Origin of the sequence: Fibrella aquatilis, from assembly GCF_017353255.1 — a bacterium.
GTDB lineage: Bacteria > Bacteroidota > Bacteroidia > Cytophagales > Spirosomataceae > Fibrella > Fibrella aquatilis.
In genome coordinates this window covers 130,243-143,145 of sequence record NZ_JAFMYU010000014.1, presented here as the reverse complement: position 1 = coordinate 143,145, position 12,903 = coordinate 130,243, and the positions used below count along the sequence as shown (strand labels likewise).

Annotated in this window: 14 protein-coding genes and 1 riboswitch; of the genes, 10 read left to right on the top strand and 4 right to left on the bottom strand. The window is 53.5% G+C overall.

What is annotated here, in order from left to right:
• Nucleotides 1-10: 10 nt before the first annotated feature.
• From J2I48_RS17370 to J2I48_RS17345, 6 genes are all read left to right on the top strand, one after another.
• Entirely contained in the window at nucleotides 11-742 is a 732-nt protein-coding gene (locus tag J2I48_RS17370; RefSeq protein ID WP_207336747.1) for an SDR family oxidoreductase, read from the top strand.
• Nucleotides 743-749: 7 nt separating this feature from the next.
• Nucleotides 750-1,073 (top strand): type II toxin-antitoxin system HicA family toxin, encoded by a 324-nt coding sequence (locus J2I48_RS17365; protein WP_310587284.1) that lies wholly within the window; start codon nucleotides 750-752, stop codon nucleotides 1,071-1,073.
• The gene (locus J2I48_RS17360) at nucleotides 1,066-1,404 is read left to right on the top strand and encodes a type II toxin-antitoxin system HicB family antitoxin (RefSeq protein ID WP_207336746.1); all 339 of its coding nucleotides are present in this window, start codon (nucleotides 1,066-1,068) and stop codon (nucleotides 1,402-1,404) included. Before J2I48_RS17365 ends, J2I48_RS17360 begins: the two co-directional genes overlap by 8 nt.
• 69 nt (nucleotides 1,405-1,473) lie before the next feature.
• A riboswitch (TPP riboswitch) is annotated at nucleotides 1,474-1,570 on the top strand.
• Between the two features lie 148 nt (nucleotides 1,571-1,718).
• Nucleotides 1,719-4,091: a TonB-dependent receptor gene (locus J2I48_RS17355; RefSeq protein ID WP_207336745.1), complete on the top strand. Its 2,373-nt coding sequence runs from the start codon at nucleotides 1,719-1,721 to the stop codon at nucleotides 4,089-4,091.
• A gap of 115 nt (nucleotides 4,092-4,206) precedes the next feature.
• Complete coding sequence (gene ybeY, locus J2I48_RS17350) at nucleotides 4,207-4,629, top strand: rRNA maturation RNase YbeY (RefSeq protein ID WP_207336744.1); 423 nt, start codon at nucleotides 4,207-4,209, stop codon at nucleotides 4,627-4,629.
• 87 nt (nucleotides 4,630-4,716) lie between these two features.
• Nucleotides 4,717-5,688, top strand: coding sequence for a Gfo/Idh/MocA family protein (locus J2I48_RS17345; protein WP_207336743.1), 972 nt, complete (start codon nucleotides 4,717-4,719; stop codon nucleotides 5,686-5,688).
• On the opposite strand, the gene J2I48_RS17340 is transcribed toward J2I48_RS17345, so the two are convergent.
• Together J2I48_RS17340 and J2I48_RS17335 are read right to left on the bottom strand one after the other, a co-directional pair.
• A complete protein-coding gene (locus tag J2I48_RS17340) occupies nucleotides 5,685-6,617 on the bottom strand; it encodes an EamA/RhaT family transporter (RefSeq protein WP_207336742.1) in 933 nt (310 codons plus the stop codon). The two genes, J2I48_RS17345 and J2I48_RS17340, sit on opposite strands and share 4 nt — an antisense overlap.
• A 9-nt stretch (nucleotides 6,618-6,626) precedes the next feature.
• Nucleotides 6,627-7,025 carry a MerR family transcriptional regulator gene (locus J2I48_RS17335; RefSeq protein ID WP_207336741.1) on the bottom strand — a complete coding sequence of 133 codons (399 nt, stop codon included), beginning with the start codon at nucleotides 7,023-7,025 and terminating at the stop codon, nucleotides 6,627-6,629.
• Between the two features lie 66 nt (nucleotides 7,026-7,091).
• Between J2I48_RS17335 and J2I48_RS17330 the strand changes: the two genes are divergently transcribed.
• Together J2I48_RS17330 and J2I48_RS17325 are read left to right on the top strand one after the other, a co-directional pair.
• Nucleotides 7,092-7,508: a hypothetical protein gene (locus tag J2I48_RS17330; RefSeq protein WP_207336740.1), complete on the top strand. Its 417-nt coding sequence runs from the start codon at nucleotides 7,092-7,094 to the stop codon at nucleotides 7,506-7,508.
• A 64-nt stretch (nucleotides 7,509-7,572) separates the two neighbouring features.
• On the top strand, nucleotides 7,573-8,280 hold the full coding sequence (locus J2I48_RS17325) for an SDR family oxidoreductase (RefSeq protein ID WP_207336739.1): 708 nt from the start codon (nucleotides 7,573-7,575) through the stop codon (nucleotides 8,278-8,280).
• 61 nt (nucleotides 8,281-8,341) lie between these two features.
• Here the strand turns inward: J2I48_RS17325 and J2I48_RS17320 are convergent, their stop codons facing one another.
• A complete protein-coding gene (locus J2I48_RS17320) occupies nucleotides 8,342-9,241 on the bottom strand; it encodes a TraB/GumN family protein (protein ID WP_207336738.1) in 900 nt (299 codons plus the stop codon).
• A 214-nt stretch (nucleotides 9,242-9,455) separates the two neighbouring features.
• Between J2I48_RS17320 and J2I48_RS17315 the strand changes: the two genes are divergently transcribed.
• Nucleotides 9,456-11,816 carry a TonB-dependent receptor gene (locus J2I48_RS17315; RefSeq protein ID WP_229376426.1) on the top strand — a complete coding sequence of 787 codons (2,361 nt, stop codon included), beginning with the start codon at nucleotides 9,456-9,458 and terminating at the stop codon, nucleotides 11,814-11,816.
• A gap of 33 nt (nucleotides 11,817-11,849) precedes the next feature.
• Entirely contained in the window at nucleotides 11,850-12,764 is a 915-nt protein-coding gene (locus J2I48_RS17310) for a DUF4249 domain-containing protein (RefSeq protein WP_207336736.1), read from the top strand.
• Here the strand turns inward: J2I48_RS17310 and J2I48_RS17305 are convergent.
• A complete protein-coding gene (locus J2I48_RS17305; protein WP_207336735.1) occupies nucleotides 12,747-12,893 on the bottom strand; it encodes a hypothetical protein in 147 nt (48 codons plus the stop codon). The two genes, J2I48_RS17310 and J2I48_RS17305, sit on opposite strands and share 18 nt — an antisense overlap.
• Nucleotides 12,894-12,903 lie beyond the last annotated feature (10 nt).

Below are 12,903 nucleotides of genomic sequence, written 5' to 3'. Positions count from 1 at the left end.
GACGAACTTCATGAAACTTACGCAAAACACGATTTTGATTACCGGTGGTGGCGCGGGCATCGGCCTGGCCTTGACCGAGCGATTCCATGCGGCGGGCAACACCGTGCTGATCTGTGGACGGGATGCTACCAAACTGCAAACCGCCGCCGACCGCCTGCCCGGTCTGCGTACGCTGGTCTGCGACGTGGCCAAACCTGCGGAACGTCAGCGGCTGTTCGAGTGGGCCATTACCGAGGCTCCGCACCTGAATGTACTGCTCAACAACGCGGGCATTCAGCGGGAAGTACAGCTTGGCGAGGCAGATGAAGACTGGGAAACCCGGGCCGTTGAGATTGCCATTAACTTCGAAGCACCCATTCACCTGGTAGCCCTGTTTACCAGGTATTTACAGCAGCAGACAAACCCCGTCATCATGAATGTATCATCGGGACTGGCATTTGCTCCCATAGCGCGGATTCCCATCTACAGTGCCACCAAGGCAGCCATTCATTCCTACACGCAGTCGCTACGCCATCAGTTGGCTCACACGCCGGTGCAGGTGATCGAGATCATTCCGCCGGCGGTGCACACCAACCTCGGCGGCACCGACCATTCGTTTGGTGTAGCTCTGGATGAATACGCCGACAGCGTGATGGAACAATTAGCTACTGATAGTCAAGAGATTACGTATCAAATATCGGCAAAGTTAAGTCAGTCGTCGCGCGCTGAACTAGACATGATGTTTGAGCGGATGAACGGGTAAATTTTTTGTGTCACCTTCGCTCGGTTTTGCAACTAAAAATCAGTTGCTTTGTTCTAAAGAAGGCCATCCTATAATGACCAAGATTGACAAGTTAATTGCTCGTCTGTTAAGAAAACCCACTGACTTTACGTGGGATGAATTGGTCAAAGTGCTTGCTTACCATGGATTTGAGGAACGCACAAAAGGAAAAACGGGCGGAAGCCGCAGGGCGTTCGTAAACGTTAAAACAGGTCAGATTATCAGTTTACATAAACCTCATCCTGAGAACACAGTAAAACGATATATTCTTGATCAGGTTTTGATGACATTAGACTTGAGCGACGATGAATAATTTGATGACATATAAGGATTTTGTAGGAAGCGTTGCGTATAGCGCTGACGATCACGTTTTTCACGGTAAACTTGAGTTTATTGTCGATTTGGTCTCCTTTGAAGGCAGCAGCGTAGACGAGCTTGAACAGGCATTTAGGGAATCTGTGGATGAATACGTTATACTCTGTGAAGCTGTTGGTAAGAAACCAGAGAAAGCATTTGCTGGTACATTCAATGTACGTATGCAACCGGAGTTACATCGAAAAGCGGCTCTGCGGTCTTTAGAAAAAGGAGTCTCCCTAAATCAGTTGGTCAGCGAAGCTGTTACTCGTTACGTTGCTTCAAAATAGGTTGTCAAGGCAACTTTTAATTCAGATGAACTAAGATTTAGACGGCCTTTCGCTTTACCTTTGCGCCGTTAATCTTACAGGGGTGCCTTATAACAACGGGCTGAGATTATACCCATAGAACCTGATGCGGGTAATGCCGCCGAAGGGAACGTAAAAACAGTTTAAGGTTTAACGTTTGATGTTTAAAGTTGGCTTGCGCGAGAGCAATAAATATGCCTGCGCAAGCCAACTTTAAACATCAAACGTTAAACCTTAAACTCTCTTTCTCACCAAGATAGGCCCCGGCCCCTAGCCTTTCGTAAACCGTTGTCGTCATGACCAACGCTACGACCTATCGTATAGCTGCCACACTGCTGCTGTGGAGCCTGTTTCACCTGCCCACCTGGGCGCAATCGCTTACCCTTTCGGGAACCGTCCGTGATGCCGACGGCACACTACCCGGCGCGGCCATCACGCTCGACGGGTCGTTGAAAGGCACCAACACCGACGCCAGCGGGGCATTTCGGCTCACCAATTTACGGCCAGGTACATATCAGCTTCACGCTTCACTGGTTGGTTATCTGCCTATTGATCAGCCAGTTGTTGTTCCCATTTCCGAACCATTGACACTGACCCTGCGCCGGTCAGAAGTGGTTATGGACGAAGTAGTAGTGCTGGCCACGCGGGCTAACGAAAAATCGGCCATTGCTTACACCGATGTGACCAAGCGCGACCTGGTGAAACTCAATCTGGGGCAGGACCTGCCCTTGCTGCTCAACTTCACGCCCTCGGTCGTAACCACGTCTGATGCCGGCGCGGGCGTGGGCTACACGGGCATTCGCATTCGCGGGTCCGATGCCACGCGGGTGAACGTTACCCTCAATGGTATTCCCTACAACGACGCCGAATCGCAGGGGACATACTGGGTGAACATGCCCGATTTTGCCTCGTCGGTCAATAGCGTGCAGATTCAGCGGGGCGTGGGCACGAGCACCAACGGGGCCGGGGCCTTCGGCGCGAGCGTGAACGTGCAAACCAACGCCCTCCAGAAAGAACCCTATGCCGAAGTGAACTTGTCGGGCGGGTCGTTCAACACGCGCCGGGCCACGGTGCAGGCAGGTACGGGCCTTATGTCAGGACACTTTGTCGTGGATGCCCGGCTGTCGAAAATCGCGTCGGATGGGTATATCGAACGGGCGGCGTCGGATCTGAAATCGTTTTACGTGTCGGGTGGGTATTACAACCAGAAAAGCTTCGTGCGGCTGAACGTGTTTTCGGGGCAGGAGAAGACCTATCAGGCCTGGAATGGCGTACCGGAAGACATCCTGGCTACAAACCGGCGGTACAACGAATTCACCTATCCCAACCAGACCGATAATTACCAACAGGATCAGTACCAACTGATTACATCAACCGAGCTAAGCCGAAACTGGCGGGCCAACGTGTCGTTGTTCTACACCAAAGGGCGGGGCTATTACGAAGAGTTTAAAGAAAATGACAAGCTGAGCAAGTACGGCCTGCCCAACGTGGTCATCCGCGATTCGGTCACGACGCGGACGAATCTGGTGCGTCGGCGGTGGCTGGATAACGACTTCTACGGCACCGTTTTCTCATTTGATTATGACTCGAAAAACCGGCTCACGGCCAACATTGGCGGGGGACTGAACCGGTACACGGGCGAGCACTATGGCGAAGTGGTTTCGGGGCAGTTTGTGCCCGCCACACCGTTCCGCTACTACGAGGACGATGCTTCCAAAACCGACGTAAATGCCTATGGAAAAGCCTTTTACCAGTTTACGCCAAAGCTGAATGCGTTCGTGGATTTACAGGTTCGGCAGGTGAACTACTCGTTTTTGGGTTTCAACAGCCAGCTAAAAAATGTGCAGCAGCAAGCCTCGCTCACGTTTTTCAACCCCAAAGCAGGCGTGACTTACACCGTTAACGACCGCACCACGGCGTATGCCTCGTTTGGCGTGGGCAACAAAGAACCCAACCGCGACGACTACACGCAATCGACACCCGGCAGCCGCCCCCTGCCCGAAACGCTCTACGACTGGGAAGCGGGTGTGAAAACCCGCACCAACCGCGTGGCCCTAAGTGTGAATGGCTATTTTATGGACTACACGAACCAACTCGTGCTCAACGGGGCCATCAACGACGTGGGCGCGTTCAACCGCATCAACGTACCCAGCAGCTACCGCGCCGGGGTCGAAGTGGAGGCCACTACGTTGCTCACCAAGACATTGCGTTGGAGCGTAAACGGCACGTTCAGCCAAAACAAGATTCGGAACTACACGCAGTTCTTCGACACCGACACCGGGCAGGATAAGCGTCAGTTTACCCAAACCGACATTGCTTTTTCGCCCAATGTGGTGGCGGGGTCTCAGTTGTTGCTAACAGCAGTTAATGGCCTGGAAATCGGGCTGTTATCGAAATACGTGGGGCGGCAGTTTCTGGACAACACCAGCAGCACCGACCGGAAATTAAACCCCTATTTCGTCAACGATCTGCGGTTTATTTACACGCTGAAACCGACCTTTGCTAAGGAAATTGCCTTCACACTGTTGATCAACAACCTGTTCAACGAGTTGTACGAATCGAACGGCTATACCTACGCCTATATCAGCGAAGGCAAAGTCGCCTCCTATAATGCTTATTACCCCCAAGCCACCAGGAACTTCCTGGCGGGGGTGAGGGTGAAGTTTTGATTTACGAATTACGATGTACGATTTACGATTTTTGCTGACGCGTCAGCTTGCTGTAGCGTAAATGGACGCGTCAGCAAAAATCGTAAATCGTACATCGTAATTCGTAAATCAAATCATGGTTCGCTTTTTCAACGAAGACACTGACTTTAAGCTGCCGCAGAAGCTGGCGGTGAAGAAATGGCTCACGGCGCAGGCCAAAGCCGAGGGGCACGACATGGGCGATCTGAACTACATTTTCGCCACGGATGAGTACGTGCTGAACGTGAATAAGGAATACCTGCAACACGACTATTACACCGACATCATCACCTTCGATAACCGCGAGTATGTCGACGACCCCATCGAGGGCGATATCTACGTCAGCGTAGACCGTGTGGCCGACAATGCCGCCCAACTTGGTATTGCACCTGAAGTAGAAATGCGCCGCGTACTGGCCCACGGCCTGCTCCACCTCTGCGGTTACGGCGACAAAACCGAAGAAGAAGTGGCCGTGATGCGGATGAAGGAAGAGGAGTGGTTATTAATGTACAATGGATAATGTATAATGTACAATGGCTTCGCGCCAACCTACTCTCGCGTCAGCAACCATTGTGCATTGTGCATTATCCATTGTACATTAACTCTCATGAACCAAATCAACTGGGGTATTATTGGCTGTGGCGACGTGACGGAGGTAAAAAGCGGTCCGGCATTTAGCAAAGCACCTCATTCACAGCTGGTTGCCGTGATGCGGCGTGACGGTGAAAAAGCCGCCGATTACGCCCACCGGCATGGGGTGCCTGCTTGGTATACCGACGCTGATGCCCTCATCAACGACCCCAACGTGAATGCTGTCTACGTGGCTACCCCACCCGATAGCCATGCCGACTACGCCATCCGGGCCATGCAGGCGGGTAAGCCCGTCTATGTAGAGAAGCCCATGGCGCTGAACGCGGCTGAGTGCGCAGCCATGAATCAGGTAAGCCGCGAAACGGGTATGCCGCTGTTTGTAGCGTTCTACCGCCGGGCCTTGCCCTACTTCCTGCGGGTGAAGGAACTCATTGATAATAAAGCAATTGGCGATATTCGGGTAGTAAATGTACAGTTAAACTGGCCCCCCGACGACCGCGAAACCGTGGCCGGGCGCGGGTGGCGGGTATCACCAGACGTGTCGGGCGGGGGGCTGTTTCACGACCTCGTTTCGCACCAGTTCGACTTGCTGGCATTTATGCTTGGCCCCATTCAATCGGCCAGCGGCATAGCCAGAAACCAGGCCGGTCTGTATGCTGCCGACGATATGGTGGTAGCCTCGTTTGCGTTTGAATCCGGCGTGGTGGGTACCGGAAGCTGGTGCTTTACGGTGAACAAAGAACAGCGCCTGGAGCAAACGCAACTAATTGGCAGTCAGGGCAAAATCACGTTCTCGTTCTTCGAAAATTTTGTCATTACCGTTGACACAGCAGCGGGAACGGAGACCCTTACCGTACCTTTTCCAGAACACGTACAACAGCCGCTGATTGAGTTGATAGTGAACGAGTTACGCGGCGGGCCGAAAAGCCCCAGCACGGGCGAGACCGGTGCACGAGCCAGCCAGATTCTGGACTGGATAACAGTCTAAAACAGCTCCTGCCACGAGATCAGTCCAATGGCAATTACGGCCAGGGCAAGCCCGATCTTATTGACAGTCAGCAGTTTTTCCCGAAAAAAGAGCGCCGCTACCGCCGCCGCCAGCAGGATCACGCCGATGTTGTAGAGGGGGTACACAAACGCTCCGTTACCCTTGAATGCCGACAGCGCCAGCACAAGTGTGTAGAAGCTGAGGAAGTTTGGAATGCCTAGCGTAACGGCCCCGATCAGGTTTTGCTTCTCTACCCGGTCGATACCCCGGATGAGGCGATACCCAAACAAAAGCGTACCCGCCGCAATGGCTCCTACCACCATCGTGAGCGTGACCACCACGGGGCTGGCACCTTTGGCGATGTAGCGTACGTTCATGACGTTGATCATGGTGTTGGTGAAGCCGTACATCAAAAACACCGCCACTGGTAACAAGGCTACTAATGGCGACGTTTTGGCCGTTTTTGGTTCGTCGGGGGCACTTTTTTTGTAAGTGCTAAGCCCCACGGCTACTACGGCGAGCACCAGTCCGAGGTAGTTCCAGCCGTCGAAGGCACGACCACCGCCCCCCAGCACAAACAGGCTCACGCACACCGGAATCACCAGCGACAGGTTATTGGCCAGCGACGTGGCCGTGATGCCATTGCGTTGCGTGGAGGCACCAGATAGCAAAAATGTAACGACAAATGCCACGCCAATGCCCAGCGCCACCCACGTCCAGGTTTGGCCAAAATCGAGCGAAAAGGGCACATCGGGTGCGGTCCCGCCGCACCGGCGTACCGGTCCGGGCAGGAGGGCATATCCGGTGGCAAAACAGACCAGGTAATTGAGGCTGATAGCCTGAACGGTATTGACATTGAAGCGCGGAAACAGCCGAAAATTCAACAGCAGTATCACCGATAGCACAATGCTGGCAAAGAGGTAAATCATGTGTACTCATTAAGTAGGACGGTGGAATATATCATGCAAAATGGCGTTTACCTGGCACTCCGTTGAACAGTGGGTCAAAACGTCCAGCAACTGCCTTTTACATAGCTGTAACTGGCTGATCTGCTCATCAATCAAAACCAGTTTTGCGCGAATTTGCTGAACACCCTTAGCGCAATCAATGCCCTCATGATCAAACGATTGAATTGTTTGCTGAATTTCTAAGAGCGTGAAACCGATGTCTTTCAACGCGCGGATAGCCCGTAGCCGGGCAAGCGTAACGGCGGTGTATTCTTTATAATTATTTGTCCGGCGGGCTGAACGGGGCAAGGTAAGCAAGCCCAGTTTTTCATAATACCGGATAGTGTCACGAGAAAACCCGGATTGACTGGAAAGTTCACCGATCAACATACTGTTCTGTAATAAAGTGCTTGACAATGGAGTATACTCCAGCGTTTAGATTTGGCAAAAAAGGCAATGAAAACTGTATTATTTAACGCCCTACTCTGGCTAATCAGCCATTGTGCCGCCGGGCAAACGTCTACGCAGGCTATGACTCATAAAGCAAAAATGACCAAAAAGATTGCCTTGGCCTGCCAATTGACAGCCCCTGAGCAGATTAAACGGATGAACGAATTACATCAAACGCTTTTTAAGAAGATTAACAGGCTGACCGAGTATAAACATAGTTACGAAATAGTGTTTCAACAGCCTGATGACAAGCTGTTGGCTGAGTTGATAGAATTTATTGAGTTCGAGCGGGTATGCTGTCCGTGGTTAAAATTTCAACTTACTATTCGGCCAAACAAAGGCCCAGTTTCGCTAAAAATGGGTGATTCAGTTGAGACCAAAGAAATGACTGGTTTGGTAATGGGCCTGACTAATCGACCCTAACTAGTTTCTAAAGACTGGTTGATAATTGACTTTGTAGCGTTGGTTTGCGGCTTACTTTTGCTTTATGAATCTAAACAACAAAGTAGTTATAATTTCTGGTGCCTCGCGGGGCATTGGGCGGGCTACAGCCCTACTACTAGCCCAAAACGGAGCAAAAGTCGTAGCCACAGCCCGCAATGCTGAGGAACTGAAAACCCTCGAAACTGAAGGTAATGGCAATATCGTGGCTGTAGCGGGCGACGTAGCCAACGAAGCCGACATGGCTGCCGTGGTGCAAACAGCCCTTGACAGATTCGGTCGGCTCGACATTGTGATCAATAATGCGGGTGTGGGCGTTTTCAAGAACGTAGATGAAATCAGCCTTGCCGAGTGGAATGCCACCATGGCTACCAACGTAACGGGCACATTCGTGCTCACCAAAGCGGCTTTGCCCACCCTGAAAGCCCAAGGCAGCGGCCATATTGTGGTGGTGGCTTCTGACGTAGCCAAGCGCACTTTCGCGGGTGGATCGCTGTATACAGCCAGCAAGTATGCGCAGGAGGCGTTTATGGGCGCGTTGCGGAAGGAGGTTCGGCCCCTGGGCATCAAAGTAACGGGCGTCTACTCCGGCCTGGTCGATTCACATTTCCACGCCAAAGGCCACGGCCACGAATCCTCAAAAGGCTACCTCAAAAGCGAAGACATGGCCGAGTCGATGCTCTTCATCATCAGCCGCCCCGCCCACGTCGTCATCGACGAGTTTATGGTCCACCCGCTGGAGCAAGAATATTAATGTACAATGAACAATGGGCTGACGCGAGAGTATGTTCGCGTCAGCCCATTGTTCATTCCCTTCACTTCACCGCTGCTAAATCGGGGACGGCTTCTTTGTTGCGGATGGCCTCTACAGTGTAGCCGGCTTCGCGGAGGAGTTTCAGCAGACCGTTTGGGCCGGGCAGGTGACCGGCACCGACGGCAATAAACGTAGACCGGAGCGCCATAGTCTCGCGCAACTGGCTCATCCACCGCACGTTACGATCATCCACCAGGGTGTATAAATCGGCGGGGCTGCTGCTTTCGCGCTGGAACAGGTCCCACATCCCGTCGAGGTTAGCTTTCAGATACATATCGGTCAGGCCGGGGCCTTTGCGGGTCGATGATTCGTTATGGTGCTTTACCATCTGCACCAGTTGGTCGGCCTGTTGCTCTACGGGCTGCCGGTCGTAAAGGAGCTTGAGTTGCTCTTCCAGCGTTTCCAGGCCCAAAAGGGGCTTCTTGGCCGCCTGCGTCTGGCGCACAAAAAACAGGTCGATGGGTTGGCCCGTGAAATGGGTGAGCGTATCGGACTCTCGGCGGGCGTAGGCCGTGCTGAGGGCCGTGGCAATGATGACCGGTTTTATCTGGTTATAGAAAGATAATTCCTGCCCCGTAACGGCGTTGAACTCGTCGGCCACGAGCTTGTAGTCGTTGGCATCGATAAGCCGAATCAAGTTATTGTCGGGCATAGTACTGAACTGCACCACTTTGGCACGTTCGCTCGAATCGAACACCATTTCCACCACCACACCCTCGGCTTGTTCGAAGTGGGCACGGGTCAGCGAGTCGCCCTGCAAATAGCTGTCGCGCAGGATGTGATAGGTACCAAAAAGATACGACGGCTTGGCTAGCCCGTTGCCGGAAATCTGCCAGAGTAGCGATTGCGACTGAGTGGATAAACTCAGCAACCAGAGCGAAATGAATAAGAGCCGACGCATGGTGAAAGTTGGATATGTACTACACTTTGGACCGTTTAACCCCTGTTTTCAGGCTTTTGTCTAATTTAACACGAAAGCCAAAACATCAGACTACACTTTTGTTTTATAGTAACAAATAGCGTGCCTCAGTGGTGAGTAACCTTACTGTGCGGGCCGATCAACCACCATGAAACAACTCGTACAAACCGTTCTGCTCAGCAGTTTGCTTAGTCTGATGGCTCTTTTGGCCAACGCGCAGGACAAGCTGACCGTGAGCGGCTACGTAAAAGATGTTGCCAATGCCGAAGGCCTCATCGGGGTGTCGGTATATAGCAAAGAAACGGGAACCGGAGCCGTAACCAACAACTACGGCTTTTATTCGGTCACGTTGCCTAAAGGTACGTACACATTTGTGGTCACTTATGTGGGCTACAAACGCCAGAGCCGCACCGTAGAACTGACCGACAAAGATGTCCGGCTGGACGTTGAACTAGCTGAAGAAGGCCGCGAATTGCAGGAGCTGGTTGTAGCAGCCCGTCGCGAAGATGATAACGTCAAAAACATTGAAATGAGTGTGAACCGGGTGGGCATCAAGACCATTCAGCGCATTCCGGCCCTGCTGGGTGAAGTAGACGTGGTACGCAGCATTCAGTTGCTGCCCGGTGTGAGTACGGTGGGCGAAGGCGCTACGGGTTTCAACGTCCGCGGGGGCAGCATCGACCAAAACCTGGTCCTGCTCGACGAAGCGCCAGTCTATAACTCGTCGCACCTGTTTGGCTTCTTTTCCATCTTCAACCCCGACGCGGTGAAGGACGTGAAGCTCATCAAAGGCGGCATTCCGGCCATGTATGGTGGCCGTATCGCGTCGATTCTCGACGTTCGGCTGAAGGAGGGCAACGCCAAGAAGCCGGAAATCAACGGGGGTATAGGCCTCATTTTCAGCCGGTTGTCTTACGAACGTCCCCTGTTCAAAGGTAAAGGGTCATTCATTATTGCCGGGCGGCGGTCGTATGCCGACGTGCTGGCACAACCATTTCTGACGGGCAATCTGAAGGGGTCGCAGTTTTATTTTTATGACCTCACGGCCAAAGCCAACGTGCGGCTTAATGAGAAGAACACCATTTTCCTCTCCGGCTATTTTGGGCGCGACGTGTTCGGGGCCGACTTTGGGTTCAACTGGGGTAACGCCACCACCTCGCTACGCTGGAATAAAGTCTTCAACAACAAGCTCTTTCTGAACACCACCGCCTTCTACAGCAATTACGACTATTCGCTGGATTCTGACCTGCGCCGCAAACCCGAAAACACCGGCGATTATTTCCGCACCAACGCCAAGATTGTCAACTACAGCATCAAGCCCGACTTTACGCTGTTTCTGAACAAGAACACTGTCACCTTCGGCGGGCAGGCCCTGCTCTATGATTTCCAGCCCGGCACGGCCACCGCTGCTAGTGCAGGCACCGTGCGCACCTTCGGGCTGAACAGCAAATACGCCCTGGAAAGCTCACTTTATATTGGCAACGAACAACAGGCTACCAGCCGGATTCAGTTGCAGTATGGCCTACGCTATTCGTTTTACCAATACCTCGGTCCCGGTGAAGTATATACGTTTGGCCCCGCTGAAACCCCCGGTCTGCGACCCCGCCCGTTGCTGAATACGCAGACGTATGGTTCGGGCGAGGTGATCAAGACCTACGGCAACCTGGAACCCCGGTTTGCGCTGAAATACGACCTCTCGCCCAGCAGCTCGATCAAGCTGAGCTACAACCGGCTGGCGCAGTACGTCCACTTGCTCTCGAACACCACCGCCTCTACCCCCCTCGACGTTTGGACCCCTTCGACCAACAACGTAGCGCCACAATTGGCCGATCAGGTGGCGGGTGGGTACTTCAAAAACTTTGGCGGGAGCGACGGTAACCTGTACGAGGCCTCTGTGGAGGTGTATTATAAGTCGCTGCAAAACCAGATCGACTACATTGACCGGGCCAACCTGGTGCTCAACAAATACCTGGAGGGCGACCTACTGGCGGGTAAAGGACGCGCTTATGGGGCCGAATTTTTCCTGAAAAAGAACAAAGGTGCCCTTAACGGCTGGCTTAGCTACACCCTGGCCAAAACCGAACGGTTAGTGGATGGTGTGAACGCAAACCGCTGGTACCCAACCCGTTTCGACAAGCGGCACACGCTCAACGCCGTGCTGCTCTATGATCCGCAGGCCCGCCCCGACGGGTCTAGAAGTCGCTGGAGTTATTCGGCCACGTTTGTGTTTGCCACGGGTACGCCCGCCACGTTCTTCAGCAACCGGTTCGACTTTGAGAGCATTGCCGTGGGCACCAACGCCGAAAACGTGCGCAACAATTACCGCATCCAGCCCTACCACCGCCTCGACCTGGCCGCCACGTTACAGGGTCGCAAGCGGCCTGGTAAAAAGAAAGAAGATAGCTGGGTGTTTTCGGTCTACAACGCCTACGCCCGCAAGAACCCCTTCTCGGAATATTACCGGCCCAACCCCGACAACCTGGCCCAGACCCAGGCCATCCGCTATTCGGTTTTCGCCACGATCATACCCTCGGTAACGTACAACTTCAAGTTCTAAAAGCCTCGCCCTTACAGGGGGTGGTTCCTCGCCATGAAACGTAGTTTAGTAGTTCTAAAACTCGCCGTAGTCCTGATTTCCCTTTGGGGTCTCATGGGCTGCGAAACTATTATCGACGCCAATATTGCATCGGGGCCAACGCAGCTGGCAGTTGACGCCTGGCTTACCGATCAGCCGGGGCAACAGCGCATTACGCTGACCCAAACGGCCAATTATTTCAATAACGGCCCCAGCACGCCCGCTACCAGTGCCAGCGTGGTAGTAGGCGACAATACTGGCCGTACGTTTGCCTTCACCGACCCCGACAACGACGGCGTGTACACCTGGAAACCCGCCAGCACCCGCGACACCACGCGCCTGGGCATCATTGGCCGGACATACACGCTGGGCATTCAGTATCAAGGCAATACCTACGTATCGGTGGCGCAAATGCCCCGTACTACGAGCATCGATTCGTTGATTTTCAGGAAGAAGACCATTACGCCGGTGTCGAAAGAAGAGGGCTACCGAAGTGAGTTCTATGCCACCGACCCAGCCGGGGCTATTGATTATTATTACCTGCGCTACTACCGAAACGGGGTGCTGCAAAACCGCCCGCAGGACATCAGTCTGGCCTATGACGGGGCGTTCAGGGGCAGCGCCAACACCGACGGGCTGATGTTTATCCGGCCCATCCGGCAGTCGCTAAACCCCGAAAAGCTGTTTGCCCTGAATGACACCATGCGCATAGAAATGCGGACGATGACGGCCGAGGGGTATTTGTTCTGGGAATTGCTGCGGGCGCAGTTGCAAAACGCGGGCTTGTTTGCCACCCCACCCGCCAACGTGCCCAGCAACATCCGCAACACCAACGCCGCCGGGCCTGCCGCCGTAGGCTTCTTCCTGGTATCGCCGGTGCGGACCCGCACAGCCATTGTGGGCAAAGAAACCCTACGCGGTGGGGACTGACAAGCCCAGCATCCGGCGCGAGATGGTGTATACGGCCATACCGCCAATGAAAATGGCGCAGCAGGATACGGTAATGAACGCCGCAACAAAAGCTGCGATGGTCAGGACAGGTAGCAGTACAGTTTTCATCAGAATAGGG